This is a genomic window from Janthinobacterium sp. SUN026 (assembly GCF_030397625.1).
Classification (GTDB): domain Bacteria; phylum Pseudomonadota; class Gammaproteobacteria; order Burkholderiales; family Burkholderiaceae_D; genus Janthinobacterium; species Janthinobacterium kumbetense.
Genome location: NZ_JAPQNU010000004.1, coordinates 280,453 through 297,047, shown reverse-complemented (window position 1 = coordinate 297,047; position 16,595 = coordinate 280,453). Strand labels below are relative to the sequence as shown.

The following is a 16,595-nucleotide window of genomic DNA, read 5'->3' as shown; positions in this document are numbered from 1 at the left end:
TATACAAAACTATCGTGAATATAGTCAACAGGCAATATTTCTCTTTGAAACGAAAAAAAACCGCCGCAGCGGTTTTTTTCGTGTGCCGTCGAGCCCTTATTTGGCGGGCTGCCAGCTGTCTTTCAGGGTGACGATGCGGTTGAAGACGGGCTTGCCAGGCTGGCTGTCTACCCGGTCGGCCGCAAAATAGCCGTGACGCTCGAACTGGAAGCGCTGTTCCGGCTGGGCCAGTTCCGCGCCCGGTTCCAGCCACGCTTGCACGACTTCCTTGGCCAGCGGATTCAAGGCCAGCTTGAAGTCCTTGCCGCCCGCGTCCGGCTGCGGGTCCGTAAACAGGCGGTCGTACAGGCGCACTTCGGCGGGAATGGCCGTCGGCGCGCTGACCCAGTGCATATTGCCCTTGACCTTGTAATTGGCGCTGCCTTCCGTGCCCGACTTGCTGTCCGGGAAGTAGGTGCAATGCACGGCGATGACCTTGCCGTCCGCATCCTTGTCGTAGCCCGTGCACTCGATCACGTAGCCGTAGCGCAAACGCACCTTGCTGCCCGGCTTGTCGTCGATCGGCGGATACAGGCGGAAATAGCCCTTGTTCGGCACTTCCATGAAGTCGTCTTCCTCGATCCACAGCTCGCGCGAGATGGGGAAGGTGCGCAAGCCGCGCTCCGGGAAGTGCGGGTGCACGGGCGCCGTGCATTCCACGCTGTCGTTTTCAGGGAAATTGTCGATGATCAGTTTCAACGGACGCAGCACGGCCACCGAACGGGGCGCCTTCGGATCCAGGTCTTCGCGCAAACAGCCTTCGAGCACGCTGTAGTCGATCCAGCCGTCGGATTTCGTCACGCCCGTGCGTTCGCACATCAGTTGAATCGCTTCCGGCGTGTAGCCGCGGCGGCGCATGCCCACCAGGGTCGGCATGCGCGGGTCGTCCCAGCCGTCGACGATTTTTTCTTCCACCAGTTGGCGCAGCTTGCGCTTGCTGGTGACGATGTAGGTCAGGTTCAGGCGCGAGAATTCGAACTGGTGCGGCACCGGTTGCCGGAAGAAGCCGCCGGCCGACAGGGTTTCCAGCAGCCAGTCGTAGAATGGGCGGTGGTCCTGGAATTCCAGGGTGCAGATCGAATGCGTGATGTTTTCCAGCGCGTCCGAGATCGGGTGCGTGTAGTCGTACATCGGATAGATGCACCAGGCGTCGCCCGTGCGGTGGTGGTGCGCATGGCGGATGCGGTAGATGGCCGGGTCGCGCAAGTTCATGTTCGGCGAACTCATGGCATCTTCGCTCATCTTCGCGCGCAGAATGTGTTCGCCATCCTTGAACTGGCCCGCCTTCATGGCGCGGAACAGGGCCAGCGATTCGTCGCGCGGACGGTCGCGGAACGGCGAATTCTTGCCGGCCTGGCCGAAATTGCCCCGGTTGGCGGCCATGTCTTCGGCGCTCTGGCTGTCGACATAGGCAAAGCCGGCCGTGATCAGGTATTCGGCCATCGCGTACAGCTGGTCGAAATAGTCGCTCGCGTAGTGCAGGTGGCTCTGGCCATCGGCATGCTTCGGTTCCCAGTCAAAGCCCAGCCATTTCACGCTGTCCATGATGGTGTCGACGTATTCCTGCTCTTCCTTTGCCGGGTTGGTGTCGTCGAAACGCAGGTTGCACTGGCCGGCGTAATCGCGCGCCAGGCCGAAGTTGACGCAGATCGACTTGGCGTGGCCCACGTGCAGGTAGCCGTTCGGCTCCGGCGGGAAACGCGTGATCACCTGGGGCAGGCCGGGACGCACATGGGCGCCGGCAGCCAGGTCGGCTTCGATGATGTTACGCAAGAAATTGGGCGCCAGCGCCGGCGCGGCGTTATTCGGTTTATCGTTGCTCATTGATCAATGCGGAAGAGTGACAGTAAAAAGCATTTTACCGTACCGCAAGCGCTTTATAAGCACGTATTTGCCCCCATTTCCCAGCATGCAAGCGACGCGGGCGCCGTTCTATAGGATAATTCGCCTTTAATTAGTAGAAAAACGTGACCCCGGAGCCTTTTATGGAAAATTTATATAACGTCCTCGGTGTCGCGCCCAATGCCAGCGACGATGAAATCAAGAAGGTTTACCGTTCGCTGGCCATGCGCTTCCACCCCGACCGCAACCAGGCCCCCGGCGCCGAGGCGCGCTTCAAGAGCGTCACCAAGGCGTATGAGATCCTGGCCGACCCGGCCAAGCGCGCCGAATACGACCAGAGCGTGAACCACCGCATCATCATCGATCCGGAAGCGGAAGCCTATGCCCTGTGGTGCGGCGTGTTCCGCCTCCACGGTACAGTATTACCTGCCGATTAACTCGATGCGGCCCGCATCAGCCGGCCAGAATTACTTGAAAAACAACAACAACGGCGCTGTTAATCCAGCGCCGCGCATTACATTGGAAAGCACAGCATGAGAAGAGTACACCCTGAATTCGCGTATCAGTCGCGCGAGCTGGAAGGCCAGATCGAAGGCATCCTCGGCGACCCGCCGAACCGCAAGAACTACAAGAGCATGGTCGACGCGCTGGTGGGCGAATACGCGAGCGGCGGCGGCATCGAAGACGTGAACATGCTGGCCTTCGCGCTGGTCGACCACATCACCTTCAGCGACCCGAAAGGCTTGCTGGCCGAAAGCGAAGACTACGAATTCGGCGATACGGCCCGCGTGTTTTCCATGGCCGCGTGCGCCGCGCCGGAAGCGGCCAAGATGTACGCCGCCATCGAGGAAAGCTTCCCCGACCTGGCGCGCCAGGCCATCATCACGGCCTTCCTGCACAAGAATCCCCGCCTGTGGGACGACGACGACCAGTCGCTGGACCAGCTGGCCGCCAATGACGACGGCGACGACGAGCACGATGAAGACGAAGCGACCGACGATTTCGCCCAGATGTTTGACCAGGATGGAGATGACCATGGCAGATAATGACAAGCAAAATGCGGATCAAAAGAGCAATCTTCCCGCGCTGACGAAACAAGTCACGGAATTGGTGCTGTCCGGTTCGCTGGGCCACGCCGAGCAGGCGTTTGCCGACGCGGCCGACCAGTACGGCGATCTTGCCGTGGTGGAAGTGCTGAATGCCATCCCGCCGCAAGTGACGGCCCTGCACCTGGCCGGCTTCGACGGGGGCAAGATGTCGCTGGCGACCTTGCTGGTACCGCCGAAAGCCTGGGCCGACAGCCTGGCCTTCATCGCCGCCACCTGGAGCGACGACCAGATCGAGGATGATCCGGAACGCATCGCCGAAGCCCTGTTCGCGCACATCCACGGCGTCGTGTTTTCCACCGACGACGCCGAGCGCCGCCGCGAGCTGCTGCTCGAAGCGTCCGCCACCGACTGGGGCGCCACGGCGTTCGCCATCCTGTTCTCGATGGCGCCGAAGGAAATCCTCGAAGTGGCGGGCGAGATCGTCATCAAGGGACCGTATGTGACGGGCGTGACGTCGTCCGACAACGACGTCGTGCCGCTGGCCATTGAGCTGGCGCAAGCGAATGAAGACGGCTGGGACCGTTCGCTGTTCGAACTGTTCCCCGACTTCCGCCACAGCGCCGACCTGGCCGACGCGGAATACTCGGACGACCCGGATGAAGAGCCGACCATGTTGCAGCGCAGTACCAAGGAATTGCTGTACCGCCTGCGCAAGCAAGTGCCGAGCACGCGCAGCGCGCCGCGTTCCAGCACGCGCCGCAGCCTGGGCACGGGCATTTTCTCTTGATGAAAGCAGGGAACGTCTAATGCTGCCAGCAATTGTTGTAGAGAATCTTCCGCGCCTGGTGCGCGCCATCAAACTGTTGCCGGGCGACCCGCGCGAAGACGCGGCCCTGAACCTGGCCGATGAATTGACGGGCATCACGGCCATGGTGGCCGAGAAGTTCACGAATGAACGCACGGCCGACGGCATCCAGAAAGCGCTGTATTTGACGGTGGGCGGCGTGTCCTTGGGCCTGGAACAGGCCGTCTCGCATGAAGGCGACCAGGCCGCGCTCGATTTCCTCGTCGAGCACGGCGCCGAACACGCGTTCCAGGTGGGCTTTCGCCTGATCAAGGAATTGTCGCAGCTGCCGGAAGACGCCCTCGTGGGCGAGTACGACCAGGACCCCGTCTACCTGCAGCGGCGCCTGCGCGAGCTGTTCATCGATATTTGCCAGGCCGACCCGAACCAGAACTGGGCCGGCTATGAAAAGTATGCGTTGCAGTTGCAACAGCGCAAGGAAGTGCAAGCCGTCGTGCGCCTGGCCGGCTGGCTGCGCCGCCACCACGACAATGGCCCCGTCAGCGACAGCGACTTGAATGCCGAGGGCGTCATCGCCCTGGCCATCATCTTCGCCATCGAAGGCGGCGGGCGCGTCATCGCGCGCACGGGGCAGAAGGAGTTCGAGCGCTTCGTGCGTTCCGTGCGCAAGAACAAGCCCGACTTCGAGGAAGGCTGGGCCGCCCTGGTGGCCAAGGTGCCCGTGCAGCACCATCCGGTGTTGCTCGACCGCATCGCTTCGTACCGCCGCAGCTGCACCGTCGTGCATAAGATTCTCACGCGGGCCAGCATGAAGAGCCTGTTCGAGGACCTGGAAAACTACGCGGGTTCGGAGCTGGACGCCGACTACTCGTAATGCAGTACGTGGGCCGGCGCTTGCCGGCCTACGCTCCCCCTTCCAGCGCCGCTTCCTCGGCCAGTTTCACGAACGCCGCCACCAGCGGCGACGTTTCTTCTTCCCTTTGCGCCAGTAACAGACTGGTCGTCGCCTGCGGGTCGTCGATCGGGCGGTAGCACACGCCATCCATGCGGATGCGGTCGAACGAGGCGGGCAGGACGGAAATGCCGCAGCCGGCCGCCACCAGGCCGATGATGGTCGACGCCTCGCCCGCTTCCTGCGCCACCTGGGGCACGAAGCCGGCCGCCTTGCACAGGCGGAAGATCTGCGGATAAATCCCCGTGCCCGCATCCTTGGGGTACATGACAAAACCTTCGCCCGCCATGTCGGCAATGGCAATCGCCTCCTTGGCCGCCAGCGCATGGGCGACGGGCAGCACGAGGAACAGCGGGTCCTGGCGCAGTTGCGTCAGCTTGATATCGGAGGGATACGTCGTTTCCGGCGGGCGCACGAAACCCAGGTCCATGGTCCTGCCACTGATCGCTTCCAGCTGATGCAATGTCGCCATTTCGTGCAGGGTCAATGTGACGTGCGGAAAGAGCTGGCGGTAGCGGTTGATGACGGTGGCGAAATACGGCGTAAACGGCGTGGAAAAGGTAAAACCGATGCGCAATTCGCCCGCTTCGCCCCGCTGGGCCCGGCGCGCCGTCACGGCCGCCTGCTCCGACAGGGCCAGGATGCGCCGCGCATCGTCGAGGAACAGCGTGCCCGCCTGCGTCAGCCGCACGGAGCGCTTGTTGCGCTCGAACAACTGGGCGCCCAATTCCGCCTCCAGCGCCTGGATTTGCTGGCTTAGCGGCGGCTGGCCGATGTGCAGGCGCTCGGCCGCGCGCGTGAAGTGCAACTCCTCGGCGACGGCGACAAAATAACGCAGGTGGCGCAGTTCCATATTCGTCCAGTAATCGTTTTAAAGTATGAGTTGGGCCTTAAATATATATTGGACGATATGAGTTGGCAATCCTAAGATGAAGACTCGCTTCTTTCACGAACACGGCCATGTCTGATTCATCGCTTGCTTATGCCTCCGCCGCCACTCCGGCGCTTTCGCCTGCCGCTCCCGCTCCCCGCACGGCCATCGCCAAGGGTTCCATCGAATTCAAGCGCAGCAACCGCGCGCTGTTCTTTGGCGGCTTTTCCACTTTCAGCTTGCTGTATTGCATCCAGCCCCTGTTCCCGCTGCTGTCGCACCAGTTTCATCTGACGCCGGCGCAAAGCAGCTGGTCCCTGTCCGTGTCGAGCGGCTTGCTGGCCATCTCGCTGGTGCTGCTGAGCGCGGTGTCGGACCGGGTGGGCCGCAAGCCGCTGATGGTGGCGTCGATGTTTTCCGCCGCAATATTGACCATTTTGTCCGCGTTCGCGCAGGATTATGCGCAGTTGCTGGCGATCCGCGCCGCGCTGGGCGTGGCCCTGGGCGGCATGCCGGCCGTGGCCATGGCGTATCTGGGCGAGGAAATCGAAGGGCCGTCGCTGGGCCTGTCGATGGGACTGTATATCGCCGGCAGCGCGTTTGGCGGCATGTCGGGGCGGCTGGTGGCATCCATGCTTAGCGATTTCCTGTCGTGGCGCTGGGCCCTGGGCGTGCTGGGCGTGGCCGGCGTGCTAGCAGCGGCGGAATTCTGGCGCAGCCTGCCCGCGTCGAAGAACTTCGTGCCCAGCACAAAGGGCTGGAATGCCTTGCCGCACGCGATCAGGCAGCATTTTTCGGATAAGGGCTTGCCGTGGCTGTTCTGCCTGGCGTTCGTGCTGATGGGCTGCTTCGTCAGCCTGTATAACTACATCGGCTACCGTCTGCTGGCCGCTCCCTTCGGCTTGCGCCAGAGTACGGTCGGCTTGCTGGCCTTTTTGTACCTGATCGGCATCTTCAGTTCCGTCTGGGCGGGCCGCCTGGTGGACCGCCTGGGGCGCCGGGGCGTGCTGTGGATCATGCTGTCGGTGATGCTGTCCGGCATTGTATTGACCCTGTTCGATTCGCTGCCGCTGATCGTCATCGGCATGGCGCTGGCCACCTTCGGCTTCTTTGCCTCGCACTCGATCGCCAGCAGCTGGGTCAGCCGCCGCGCCCGCGCGCCGCAGGCGCTGGCCTCGGCCTTTTATTTGCTGTTCTATTACCTGGGTTCCAGCCTGATCGGGTCCGCCTCGGGCATGATGTGGGGCTTCGACGGCTGGACGGGCGTGGTCGTCATGCTGGGCGTGTGCCTGGGCGGCGGCGTGCTGATCGCCTTGCGCCTGCGCCATTTGCAGCCGCTGGGGGCGCGCGAAGCGGTAGGCTGAGGCAGCTATTTGGGACACATGCCGATCATCGTTTCCCCCTGCTTGCCCGCGCGCGTGGTCACGCACAAGGTACCCAGCGCGCTGGTGATTTTATAGGTGCGGCTGCCCTTGGCCTCGTTCGCGCCGATCTCCTCGATCCTTGACGCTTCATACCATTTCGGCGGCACGGCCGCGTAGGCCTCGGCAAATCCCTGCTGCATGCGCTTGAAGCCCGTGTCGTCGAATTTCTCCCCACCCCGTTGCGGGAATTCCTTGCGTAGCTCCTTGTCGATCTTACCCACGTCGCGCTTGGCTTGCGCCAGGATGTCGGCCGCGCTGGGCGGCGCGGCGAGCGTGATCGCTTCCGGCATTGCCGGCGCCGGCGCCTGTTCGGCGGCGGGAACGGGCAAGGGGCGGCTGACGGGCGCCGGCATGGGCAGGTGCGGCGGGCGTGCGGCGGCCGGTTTTGCGTCGGGCAACGGTACGGGGACCGGCTTGGGCGGCGCCGGGAGCGTGTGGCGCAGCCAGGCGATGGCCGGACCCTGCGGCAAGTGTTCATCCATGACGGCGCGGGGCCGCGACTGCAAGACGATGTACGCAAAGCCAAGGTGCAGCAGGACGATCAGCAGCAGGCTGGGAGCGCGGCGGGGCAGGGTAGTAGGCGAGGTCATGGATGACATGGTGGTTCAGGTACGCCAATGTATCTGAAGGATTTGATAATTATCTAAAATGTCACCAGTGCTTACAAAAAAGTGCCAGGTGGAAATTTCGATGCCATGGCGGCTGGCGGGGAACCCTGCGCCAGTCTGGTGATCCAACCCGGACACCACGCGAACAGGAGATCATCATGATGCAAGTAAAGGAAGTGGCACGGCGCTTTGGCGCCATTGAACATGCGATCGGCCAGGCGGCCCAGCTGTGCGGCAAGCAGCAGGGCATGCCGATGGACTTGAAGGATTGCATCAACCAGCTGGACCAGCAAAAGAACGCCGTGCGGCAAGCCATCGACACGCAGGACGATGCGCGCATCCGGCAAGCCGTCGACCAGATGGAATCGCTGGGCGACCGCGCCAAGCGGGCATGCGGCACGGCGGCCAGCGTGACGCCGGAAATGAAGAGTGCCGTGCTCAAGGTGCATGATGAATTATCGGACCTGAAGCATCAGCTGCACTAACGGTTTTACATCTGGCGGAACAAATGGGCATATAAAGGGCTGACGCGCAGTTGCGCCGGATGCTGGCGCAGGGTCAGCGACAGCTTGCCGGCCTCGTCGCGCACGGCCGTGGCGATGGCGCTGGCGTTGACGATGGTGCCCCGGTGGATTTGCCAGAATTGTTGCGGGTCCAGCTGGGGCAGCAACTCTTTCAGGCTCGTGCGTATCAGCGCTTCGCTGTCCTGGCACACGACGTTGATGTATTTGTCCAGCGCTTCGAAATACACGACATCGGCCAGGGCGATCATGCGCACGCTGTTGCCGACGGCGGCACGTATCATTTGCAGGCGCGGCGCGGGCGGCAGCATGGCTTGCAACTGGCTCAGCAGGCGGGCCATGTTGCCGTCGCTGGCGGACTCGGCTGCCGACGCTGCCGTGGCGGCTGGCGCGGTCGCTGGCGTTGGGCTTGCTGTAGCCGTAGCTGTAGCTGTACCGTTGCCGCCGGCGCTGTCGCGCAAGCGTTGCTGCAGGCGTTCCACCGTCTTGCCCAGGCGCGCATCGTTGACGGGTTTTAAGACGTAATCGGCGGCCGCGTGTTCGAAGGCCGCCAGCGCGTATTCGTCGTAGGCGGTGACAAACACGATGTGGGGGAAAGGCACGCCGTCCGGCCACTGCTCCGCCAGCTCTTCGGCCGCTTCCAGGCCCGTCTTGCCCGGCATCTTGATGTCGAGAAATAATATGTCGGGTTGCAGCGCCAGGCCTTGCCGCAAGGCTTCCACGCCGTTGGGGCAAGTGGCAACGATGTCGAGCTCCGGCCACAGCCGTTGCAAGGCGTGCGCGAGGGCGGCGGCGAGGATGGGTTCGTCTTCGGCGATCAGGGCGCGCGGCGCGCGTGGGATATGTGGGCTCATGCGAGGTGGCTCGTGATGGTGGGTGGAAGGGGAAGTGTCAGGCGGGCGGTCGCGCCTGCCGGATGGTTGGCGGTCAGCGACAGGCTGGCGGCATCGCCATGCATGCCGTGCAGGCGTTCGCGGATATTCGCCACGCCCAGGTGGGTACCCTTGGTCTGGCCCGGATGGTCGAGGCCCAGGCCATCGTCGCTGACGGTGAGCAGCAGCACGCCAGCGTCCGTGGATGCCTGCACGTGGATGTGTCCGCCTTCTATCTTCGGTTCCAGGCCGTGCTGGATGGCGTTTTCCACCAGCGGTTGCAGAAGCATGGGAGGCACCTTGATCTGGCGCAAAGTGTCGGGCAAGTCCAGCGTAAAGCGCAGGCGCGCACCCATGCGTATCGACATCAGGCCCAGGTAGGCTTGCATCAGGGAAAATTCCTGCTCCAGGGTGGTGGACCCGGCGCGCGAGGAAGAGAGGGTGGCGCGCAGATACTGGATCAGCTGGTCGAGCAGCAACTGGGCGCGCTCCGGGTCAAAGCTGATCAGGCCTTGCAGGTTGGCCAGGGTGTTGAACAGCATGTGCGGCTCGATCTGCGCCTGCAGCAGCTGCAGCTGGGCTTGCATAGCCTGGCGCGCCACGGATTCGGCGCGGGCTTTTTCCTGGGCGGCTTCCATTTGCAGGCGGGCAATTTTTTCGCGGCTGGAGAAGAACAGCACGGCGCCGCCCGTGGCCAGCAGGGTGAATACGAGCGTGCTGATCATCTGGGTAGGCAGCAGGCTTTCGAAGCCGCCCACGTCCACGCCTGTCAGCCAGCTGAACAGGGTCAGGCCCAGCATTTGCGCCACGGGCACGGAAATGAGGATGATGAGCATGAAGGGCAGGAATTTCGGCCGCTGGCCTTCGCCCCACAGGGTCAGGCGCATGCCGTCGATCAGCAAGAAGGCGATCGTGCCGATGCACATCGAGGCGATCAAGTTTTGCCCGAAATGGCTGCCCGGATTGAGGATGAAGGTAATGACCAGCGCGCAAATCACGTTCAGCGCCAGCGCATAGCGCGCGTCGGGCAGCATGCGGTAGTACGGAGACCTGGCCTTGGCTGCTGGCGCTGCGGCGGATGTTGCGTCGGTTTTCATGGTGGTGTCTGCTGGTAGCGATGGGGCATTGTGTGCCAGCGCAAGCCTGGGCGCAACCGGGCTGCGACGAAACGGGGCTGGCGCGCCGCCATTCGCGGCGGAGGATCGCCAAACGGGGCCGCTTTACTTTTCAGGGCAGGCACGCAATAGTATGGCAAGACAGTCCATATCCATGGAATTGCTATAAAGGAAGCATCATGTGGCCTTATCCACGCACCCTGGCGCACCGCGGCGGCGGCACCCTGGCGCCTGAAAATACCCTGGCCGCCCTGCGCTGCGGCCTGGCCTACGGCTACCGCGCCGTGGAATTCGACGTCATGCTGGCGTCCGACGGCGTGCCCGTCGTCGTGCACGACCCCGAACTGGGCCGCACCGTGGCCGGCAGCGGCCTTGTCAACGATTACACGGCCGCGCAGCTGGGAGCGATGGAGGCGGGCGCCTGGTTCGGCCCCGCTTTCGCGGGCGAAGGCGTGCCCACCTTCGCCGCCGTCGTGAACTATTGCAAGGCGCAGCGCATCTGGATGAATATCGAAATCAAGCCGGCGCCCGGCTTCGACGTGCCCACGGGCAAGACCGTGGCGCTGGCCACGCGCGATCATTTTGCGCAGGAAATCGCTGCAGGTGAATTATTGCCGCTGCTATCGTCGTTCAGCATTGCGGCGCTGGAGGCGGCGCGCCAGGCGGCCCCGGAACTGGCGCGCGGCTGGCTGGTCGAACAGATACCGGATGGCTGGGCGCGGACGGCCCGCGAACTGGGCGTGGTGGCGCTCCATTGCGACCACCAGCAGCTGACGCGCGCGCAGGCGCTGGCAGTCAAGGAAGAGGGATTGGGATTGTTTTGCTACACCGTCAACACCCCCGAGCGGGCCAGCGAGCTGCTGGCCTGGGGTGTGGACGGGTTTTGTACGGACAGGATCGATCTGATCAAGGCAAGCTGACAACATTCAGCTCAACAGCGCCTGACAGAAGCGTAGCGAGCGGAAGTGAGATATGGCCGAGAAGCGCAGCTGTGCTACAGCACAGTGAGCATCGCAGGCCGTATATCACGACGCGTAGTAGCTTATGTCAGGTGCGACTAGAACGTCACGCGCACGCCTGCTGCAATATTGCGCCCCGTCAAAGGCGCCGCATTCTTGATGAACGAGGTGTGGCTGTACGCCAGTTCATTCGTCAGGTTGTTCGCCTTGATGTAGAACTGGGCTGGCATCGTGCCGATGCGCGTGTCGTAGTTGGCGGACAGGTTCAGCATGTTGTAGCCCGGCGTGGCCGTTTCGAACGCTGCCACTTTATCCTGCTTGCCCACGCGGTAGAACTCGGCCACGCCGCTCCATGCCTGCCAGTTGGCGTCGACCTTCACGCCGACGCGCTGGGCCGGGATGCGCGGCAGGTTGCCTCCGCCGTCGGCCAGCTTGGCCCGCACGTAGTCGCCGAACACGCTGGCGCCGAACATGGGGTTCAATTGCTGGCGGATCTGGCCTTCCACGCCCGTGAAGGTTGCGTCGCGCTGCGCGTACTGGATCAGCTGGAAGCCTTCGTGGCTGTCCAGGGTGGAGCCGAAGATGTAATTGTCCACCTTGTTGCGGTAGGCGCTGGCCGAGAAGGTCGTGGCGCCCGCGTATTTGCGCAAGGTCAAATCGATATTGTTCGACGTTTCCTTGCCCAGGTTTTGATTGCCCAGCTCATACGTGGCCGTGGCCATGTGCACGCCGTGCGCATACAGTTCTTCGGCGCTGGGCAGGCGGTGCGTGCGGGAAATGGTCGAACCGAGCGAGTACTGGGGCGCGAATTTCCACACGGCGCCCAGCGAGATCGACGTACCCTTGGCGCTGCGGTCTTGCAAGGTGGCGCTGTCGACCGTGATGTCTTGCCATTCGTGGCGCAAGCCCGCTTCGAAGCGCCATTGGTCGAGCTTGTATTCCTCGACCAGGAAGGCCGCGTGCTTCTTCGTTACCGTCGGCGCCACGTACGCTTCTTCGCCCAGGGCGGAGAAATCGCGCTTCGACGTTTGCAGGCCCACCACGCCGCGCCAGCCGAAGACGGGATGGTGTTCCATTTCCAGGCGCGCATCGTGGCCCTTGTTCTTGAAGGTGGTGGCGATTTCCGTGCCTTCGATTTCATCGTGCTTGTAATCGGTAAACGAAGCACGCAGGCGCAGCTTGGCGAAGCCGGGAACCGGATCGCGCAATTCGCCGCGCACGTCCCAGCGCTCGCTCTTCAGCTTCACGTACGGCACGCTTTCATGCTCGTGATCGTGGTCGTGTTCCTCTTCATCGCCATGGCCGTGGCCTTCGTGGCCGCCGCAGTGCAGATGCGTGCCGTGCGGGTGGCAGCTTTCGAATTCGTGGTTGTGGCCAGGCAAGCCGTATTCCGCATGCTGGCTCGTGAAGGCCAGGCCCAGGAATCCGCGCGCTCCCACCCACGACACGCCCACGCTGCCCGTGTCCGTCTTGTTGTAGCTGCCGGCCACTTTCGAACCGCCTTCCCAGCCGCTGCCGACCTTGTATTCCTTCGCGTCGCGCTTGACGCCTTCCGCGTGGAAGGCGATGTTGCCGGAGCCGCCAGTGACTTCAAAGGCGCCCGCCTTTTCGCGCGCGGCCGAGTTGGCGCGCACTTCCGCGCTGCCTTCAAAACCTTTCGCCGGCACGCGCGTGGGGATTTTCTTGTCGATCACATTGACCACGCCGCCGACGGCGCCGCCGCCGTAGGCCAGCGCGGACGGGCCGCGCAAGACTTCGATCTGTTCCGACAGCATCGGTTCGGCCGCGACGGCATGATCGGGGCTGATGGTCGACGCGTCCTGCACTTCCGCGCCGTCGGACAGTACTTTCACGCGCGGGCCATCCATGCCGCGGATGATGGGACGGCTGGCGCCGGCGCCGAAATGGCTGGACGTGATGCCCGGCTGGCCGGCCAGGGTTTCGCCCAGGGTCGCTTCGCGGGCGCGCACCAGTTCCTCGCCTTCGAGCACGGTGACGGGCGTGCTCATGTCGTCGCTGCCCAGGGCCAGGGCGCTGGCCGAGACGGTCACGGCGGGCAAGGTTGTCGCTTGCTGCGCCACGGCGCTGGCAGGGGCGGCAAAGGCCAGCATGATGGCCAGCGCGAGGGGAGTGGGTTGGTGAGGACGGACGGACATGGGCAAGAATTCCTTTATCGGCGATCGGTTTGACGGGTCGGGGCAGGCCATTGCCGGATGGGGTGGCTGCCAGAAGATGATAATGATAACCCATTATCATTACTGTGTGACAGTTTTTCCGGGCAGGGGAGTCAGGCGGATGGTGTATTCTGTCGGCTATGGAACGCACAACACGTCAAAAAACCGCTATTCAAGCCGCCATCGAGTCGGCCCAGCGCCCCTTGTCGGCGCAGGAAATCCTCGAACAAGCCAGCTTGCAGGTGACGCAGCTGGGCATCGCCACCGTTTACCGCAACTTGAAATCGCTGGTGCTGGAAGAAAAGGTGCACGTGGTGACCTTGCCGGGTGAAAACCCGCGCTATGAGTCGAACACGGCCGCCAATCACCACCACCACCATTTCCAGTGCACCACGTGCCAGCGCGTGTTCGACGTGCATGATTGCCCGGGCGACTTGAAGCGCATGGCGCCGCAAGGCTTTGTCGTCGAGCGCCACGAACTGACCCTGTACGGCCGCTGCGCCGACTGCAATGCGGCCGCCGGCCCTACGCCATCCGCTGCGGCGGCCAAGGCCGCGCCTGCACCGCACGCCTGCGCCAGCCACCACGACCCGGCCTGAGCGGGCAGGTTGTCGATGTTGGCACGGGCGCAACAATGCCCTGGCCCGCCGTCATTGCCGCACCCCATATCACGTATAATCTTCCCTTTAAAGCTGCCGCCACTCTTTGCCAAAAAAACATGAAATCAACTGAAATCCGCGACAAGTTCCTCAAATTTTTCGAGTCCAAGGGCCATTCCATCGTCCGTTCCAGCTCCCTGGTGCCAGGCAACGATCCGACCTTGCTGTTGACGAACAGCGGCATGGTGCAATTCAAGGATGTGTTTACGGGCACGGACAGCCGTCCGTACACGCGTGCCACTTCCGTGCAGCGCTGCGTGCGCGCCGGCGGCAAGCACAACGACCTGGAAAACGTCGGCTACACGGCGCGCCACCACACCTTCTTTGAAATGCTGGGCAACTTCAGCTTCGGCGACTATTTCAAGCGCGACGCGATTCAATACGCGTGGGAATTGCTGACCAAGGTATATGGCTTGCCGGCCGATAAGCTGACCGTCACCGTCTACATCGAAGATGACGAAGCGTACGATATCTGGGCGAAAGAAATTGGCGTGCCAACCGAGCGCATCATCCGCATCGGCGACAACAAGGGCTCGCGCTACGCGTCGGACAATTTCTGGCAGATGGCGGACACGGGCCCATGCGGTCCATGCACGGAAATCTTCTACGACCACGGCGCCGACATTCCTGGCGGCCCGCCGGGCTCGCCTGACGAAGACGGCGACCGCTTCATTGAAATCTGGAACCTGGTGTTCATGCAGTTCAACCGCGATGAAGCGGGCGTCATGCACAAGTTGCCGAAGCCATGCGTGGACACGGGCATGGGCATGGAGCGCCTGGCCGCCGTGCTGCAGCACGTGCATTCGAACTATGAAATCGACCTGTTCCAGCACCTGATCAAGGCTGCCGCGCGCGAAACGGGCGCCACCGACCTGGAAAACAAGTCGCTGCGCGTGATCGCCGACCACATCCGCGCCGCCGCCTTCATGATCGTCGACGGCATCATCCCGGGCAGCGAAGGCCGCGCGTATGTGTTGCGCCGCATCATCCGCCGCGCCTTGCGCCATGGCCACAAGCTGGGCCAGACGAAACCATTCTTCTACAAGCTGGTGGCCGACCTGGCCATCGAGATGGGCGGCGCCTATCCCGAGCTGGAAGAAGCGAAAGACAACGTCGCCAACATGCTGAAGGCCGAGGAAGAGCGTTTCGGCGAAACCCTGGAAACGGGCATGAAAGTGCTGGAAGCGCAGCTGGCCAAGGATGCCACGGGCATCGACGGCGCCACCGCCTTCACCCTGTACGAAACCTACGGCTTCCCGCCGGACCTGACGGCCGACATCTGCCGCGAACGCGACATCACGTTCGACCAGGCCGGCTACGACGCGGCCCTGAAGGAAAGCCAGGAACTGTCGCGCAAGGGCGGCAAGACGCACAAGGACAGCAAGGTCGAGTACACGGGCGAGAAAAACACCTTCGTCGGCTACGATCAATTGACGTTCAGCAGCAAGGTCGTCGCGCTGTACGCGGCCGGCACGCAGGTAGCTGAACTGAAAGCCGGTGAAGCGGGCATCGTCGTGCTCGACACGACGCCGTTCTACGCGGAATCGGGCGGCCAGGTGGGCGACCAGGGCGTGATTTCCTCGGGCGCGGGCAGCTTTGCCGTCAGCGACACCCTGAAAATCCAGGCCGACGTCTTCGGCCACCACGGCGTGCTGGAATCGGGCGCGCTGAAGGTGGGCGACGCCGTCTCGGCGCAAGTCGATACGGCCAAGCGCGCGCGCACCATCCGCAACCACTCGGCCACGCACTTGATGCACAAGGCCTTGCGTGAAGTGCTGGGCAGCCACGTGGCGCAAAAGGGTTCGCTGGTCGACCCCGATAAAACCCGTTTCGACTTCAGCCACAATGCACCGATGACGGCAGAGCAAATCGCCGCCGTGGAAACCATTGTCAATAAAGAGATCCTGGAAAACCGCGCCACGCAAGCGCACCTGATGTCGTTTGACGATGCTGTCAAGCATGGCGCGATGGCCCTGTTCGGCGAGAAATACGGCGACGAAGTGCGCGTGCTCGACATCGGCAGCTCGAAAGAGCTGTGCGGCGGTGTCCACGTGCAGCGCACGGGCGATATCGGCTTGTTCAAGATCATCGCCGAAAGCGGCGTGGCCGCCGGCATCCGCCGCGTGGAAGCCGTGACGGGCGAGGGCGCGCTGACGCTGGTGCAAACCATCAACCGCCGCCTGGTCGAGGCAGCCAATGCCCTGAAGGCGCAGCCGGAAGAGCTCACTGCCCGCATCGGCCAGGTGCAGGACCACGTGAAGGCGCTGGAGAAGGAACTGGCCGCGCTGAAATCGAAACTGGCGTCGGGCCAGGGCGATGAACTGGTCACGCAAGCCGTCGATGTCAACGGCATCAAGGTGCTCGCAGCCGTGCTGGACGGCGCCGACGTGGCCCGCTTGCGCGAAACCATGGACAAGCTGAAGGACAAGCTGAAAACGGCCGCCATCGTGCTGGCCAGCGTGGCCGACGGCAAGGTCAGCCTGATCGCCGGCGTCACGGCCGACGCGACTGGCAAGGTCAAAGCGGGCGAGCTGGTGAACTTCGTTGCACAGCAAGTGGGCGGAAAAGGCGGCGGACGCCCCGATATGGCGCAAGCGGGCGGCACCGATCCGAGCGGCTTGGCGAACGCCCTGGCCGGCGTGCCGGCCTGGGTCGGCGAACGCGCGAAATAAGGCGTAAGCTAGGCTCCATGCGGGGTTTTCGCC

15 protein-coding genes are annotated in these 16,595 nt (G+C 63.2%); 9 read left to right on the top strand and 6 right to left on the bottom strand.

What is annotated here, in order from left to right:
- Nucleotides 1-96: 96 nt before the first annotated feature.
- Entirely contained in the window at nucleotides 97-1,863 is a 1,767-nt protein-coding gene (locus OX459_RS19790) for a glutamine--tRNA ligase/YqeY domain fusion protein (protein WP_289906277.1), read from the bottom strand.
- Nucleotides 1,864-2,024: 161 nt separating this feature from the next.
- On the opposite strand from OX459_RS19790, the gene OX459_RS19785 reads away from it, so the two are divergent.
- The 4 genes from OX459_RS19785 to OX459_RS19770 all read left to right on the top strand — a co-directional run bounded on the left by OX459_RS19785 (nucleotide 2,025) and on the right by OX459_RS19770 (nucleotide 4,609).
- Nucleotides 2,025-2,318 (top strand): DnaJ domain-containing protein, encoded by a 294-nt coding sequence (locus tag OX459_RS19785; RefSeq protein WP_010395442.1) that lies wholly within the window; start codon nucleotides 2,025-2,027, stop codon nucleotides 2,316-2,318.
- Nucleotides 2,319-2,414: 96 nt separating this feature from the next.
- Entirely contained in the window at nucleotides 2,415-2,927 is a 513-nt protein-coding gene (locus tag OX459_RS19780) for a hypothetical protein (protein WP_034781751.1), read from the top strand.
- Nucleotides 2,917-3,717 carry a hypothetical protein gene (locus tag OX459_RS19775; RefSeq protein WP_034781755.1) on the top strand — a complete coding sequence of 267 codons (801 nt, stop codon included), beginning with the start codon at nucleotides 2,917-2,919 and terminating at the stop codon, nucleotides 3,715-3,717. The genes OX459_RS19780 and OX459_RS19775 overlap by 11 nt, the downstream gene beginning before the upstream one ends.
- A gap of 19 nt (nucleotides 3,718-3,736) precedes the next feature.
- Nucleotides 3,737-4,609 carry a hypothetical protein gene (locus tag OX459_RS19770; RefSeq protein ID WP_289906276.1) on the top strand — a complete coding sequence of 291 codons (873 nt, stop codon included), beginning with the start codon at nucleotides 3,737-3,739 and terminating at the stop codon, nucleotides 4,607-4,609.
- 28 nt (nucleotides 4,610-4,637) lie between these two features.
- Here the strand turns inward: OX459_RS19770 and OX459_RS19765 are convergent, their stop codons facing one another.
- Nucleotides 4,638-5,540: a LysR family transcriptional regulator gene (locus OX459_RS19765; RefSeq protein WP_077400521.1), complete on the bottom strand. Its 903-nt coding sequence runs from the start codon at nucleotides 5,538-5,540 to the stop codon at nucleotides 4,638-4,640.
- A gap of 107 nt (nucleotides 5,541-5,647) precedes the next feature.
- Here OX459_RS19765 and OX459_RS19760 point away from each other — a divergent pair, with 107 nt between their 5' ends.
- Nucleotides 5,648-6,922, top strand: coding sequence for an MFS transporter (locus tag OX459_RS19760; RefSeq protein ID WP_289906275.1), 1,275 nt, complete (start codon nucleotides 5,648-5,650; stop codon nucleotides 6,920-6,922).
- 5 nt (nucleotides 6,923-6,927) lie between these two features.
- Here the strand turns inward: OX459_RS19760 and OX459_RS19755 are convergent, their stop codons facing one another.
- On the bottom strand, nucleotides 6,928-7,572 hold the full coding sequence (locus tag OX459_RS19755) for a hypothetical protein (RefSeq protein WP_289906274.1): 645 nt from the start codon (nucleotides 7,570-7,572) through the stop codon (nucleotides 6,928-6,930).
- Nucleotides 7,573-7,748: 176 nt separating this feature from the next.
- Between OX459_RS19755 and OX459_RS19750 the strand changes: the two genes are divergently transcribed.
- Nucleotides 7,749-8,075: a hypothetical protein gene (locus OX459_RS19750; protein ID WP_070257487.1), complete on the top strand. Its 327-nt coding sequence runs from the start codon at nucleotides 7,749-7,751 to the stop codon at nucleotides 8,073-8,075.
- Nucleotides 8,076-8,080: 5 nt separating this feature from the next.
- On the opposite strand, the gene OX459_RS19745 is transcribed toward OX459_RS19750, so the two are convergent.
- Both OX459_RS19745 and OX459_RS19740 read right to left on the bottom strand, forming a co-directional pair.
- Nucleotides 8,081-8,965 (bottom strand): LytTR family DNA-binding domain-containing protein, encoded by an 885-nt coding sequence (locus OX459_RS19745; protein WP_289906273.1) that lies wholly within the window; start codon nucleotides 8,963-8,965, stop codon nucleotides 8,081-8,083.
- Entirely contained in the window at nucleotides 8,962-10,080 is a 1,119-nt protein-coding gene (locus OX459_RS19740) for a histidine kinase (RefSeq protein ID WP_289906272.1), read from the bottom strand. The genes OX459_RS19745 and OX459_RS19740 overlap by 4 nt, the downstream gene beginning before the upstream one ends.
- A gap of 197 nt (nucleotides 10,081-10,277) precedes the next feature.
- Here OX459_RS19740 and ugpQ point away from each other — a divergent pair, with 197 nt between their 5' ends.
- A complete protein-coding gene (ugpQ, locus tag OX459_RS19735; protein ID WP_289906271.1) occupies nucleotides 10,278-11,018 on the top strand; it encodes a glycerophosphodiester phosphodiesterase in 741 nt (246 codons plus the stop codon).
- A gap of 137 nt (nucleotides 11,019-11,155) precedes the next feature.
- On the opposite strand, the gene OX459_RS19730 is transcribed toward ugpQ, so the two are convergent.
- A complete protein-coding gene (locus OX459_RS19730; RefSeq protein WP_289906270.1) occupies nucleotides 11,156-13,213 on the bottom strand; it encodes a TonB-dependent receptor in 2,058 nt (685 codons plus the stop codon).
- Between the two features lie 158 nt (nucleotides 13,214-13,371).
- Here OX459_RS19730 and OX459_RS19725 point away from each other — a divergent pair, with 158 nt between their 5' ends.
- Both OX459_RS19725 and alaS read left to right on the top strand, forming a co-directional pair.
- Nucleotides 13,372-13,830 carry a transcriptional repressor gene (locus OX459_RS19725; protein WP_289906269.1) on the top strand — a complete coding sequence of 153 codons (459 nt, stop codon included), beginning with the start codon at nucleotides 13,372-13,374 and terminating at the stop codon, nucleotides 13,828-13,830.
- 119 nt (nucleotides 13,831-13,949) lie between these two features.
- On the top strand, nucleotides 13,950-16,562 hold the full coding sequence (alaS, locus tag OX459_RS19720; protein ID WP_289906268.1) for an alanine--tRNA ligase: 2,613 nt from the start codon (nucleotides 13,950-13,952) through the stop codon (nucleotides 16,560-16,562).
- Nucleotides 16,563-16,595 lie beyond the last annotated feature (33 nt).

What these genes read in the sequence shown, in the direction of transcription:
- OX459_RS19770 (WP_289906276.1), top strand. Translation starts at nt 3,737, where the DNA reads ATGCTGCCAGCAATTGTTGTAGAGAATCTTCCGCGCCTGGTGCGCGCC.
- OX459_RS19775 (WP_034781755.1), top strand. Translation starts at nt 2,917, where the DNA reads ATGGCAGATAATGACAAGCAAAATGCGGATCAAAAGAGCAATCTTCCC.
- OX459_RS19760 (WP_289906275.1), top strand. Translation starts at nt 5,648, where the DNA reads ATGTCTGATTCATCGCTTGCTTATGCCTCCGCCGCCACTCCGGCGCTT.
- OX459_RS19730 (WP_289906270.1), bottom strand. Translation starts at nt 13,213, where the DNA reads ATGTCCGTCCGTCCTCACCAACCCACTCCCCTCGCGCTGGCCATCATG.
- OX459_RS19755 (WP_289906274.1), bottom strand. Translation starts at nt 7,572, where the DNA reads ATGACCTCGCCTACTACCCTGCCCCGCCGCGCTCCCAGCCTGCTGCTG.
- alaS (WP_289906268.1), top strand. Translation starts at nt 13,950, where the DNA reads ATGAAATCAACTGAAATCCGCGACAAGTTCCTCAAATTTTTCGAGTCC.
- OX459_RS19745 (WP_289906273.1), bottom strand. Translation starts at nt 8,965, where the DNA reads ATGAGCCCACATATCCCACGCGCGCCGCGCGCCCTGATCGCCGAAGAC.
- OX459_RS19725 (WP_289906269.1), top strand. Translation starts at nt 13,372, where the DNA reads ATGGAACGCACAACACGTCAAAAAACCGCTATTCAAGCCGCCATCGAG.
- OX459_RS19765 (WP_077400521.1), bottom strand. Translation starts at nt 5,540, where the DNA reads ATGGAACTGCGCCACCTGCGTTATTTTGTCGCCGTCGCCGAGGAGTTG.
- OX459_RS19740 (WP_289906272.1), bottom strand. Translation starts at nt 10,080, where the DNA reads ATGAAAACCGACGCAACATCCGCCGCAGCGCCAGCAGCCAAGGCCAGG.
- OX459_RS19750 (WP_070257487.1), top strand. Translation starts at nt 7,749, where the DNA reads ATGATGCAAGTAAAGGAAGTGGCACGGCGCTTTGGCGCCATTGAACAT.
- ugpQ (WP_289906271.1), top strand. Translation starts at nt 10,278, where the DNA reads ATGTGGCCTTATCCACGCACCCTGGCGCACCGCGGCGGCGGCACCCTG.
- OX459_RS19785 (WP_010395442.1), top strand. Translation starts at nt 2,025, where the DNA reads ATGGAAAATTTATATAACGTCCTCGGTGTCGCGCCCAATGCCAGCGAC.
- OX459_RS19780 (WP_034781751.1), top strand. Translation starts at nt 2,415, where the DNA reads ATGAGAAGAGTACACCCTGAATTCGCGTATCAGTCGCGCGAGCTGGAA.
- OX459_RS19790 (WP_289906277.1), bottom strand. Translation starts at nt 1,863, where the DNA reads ATGAGCAACGATAAACCGAATAACGCCGCGCCGGCGCTGGCGCCCAAT.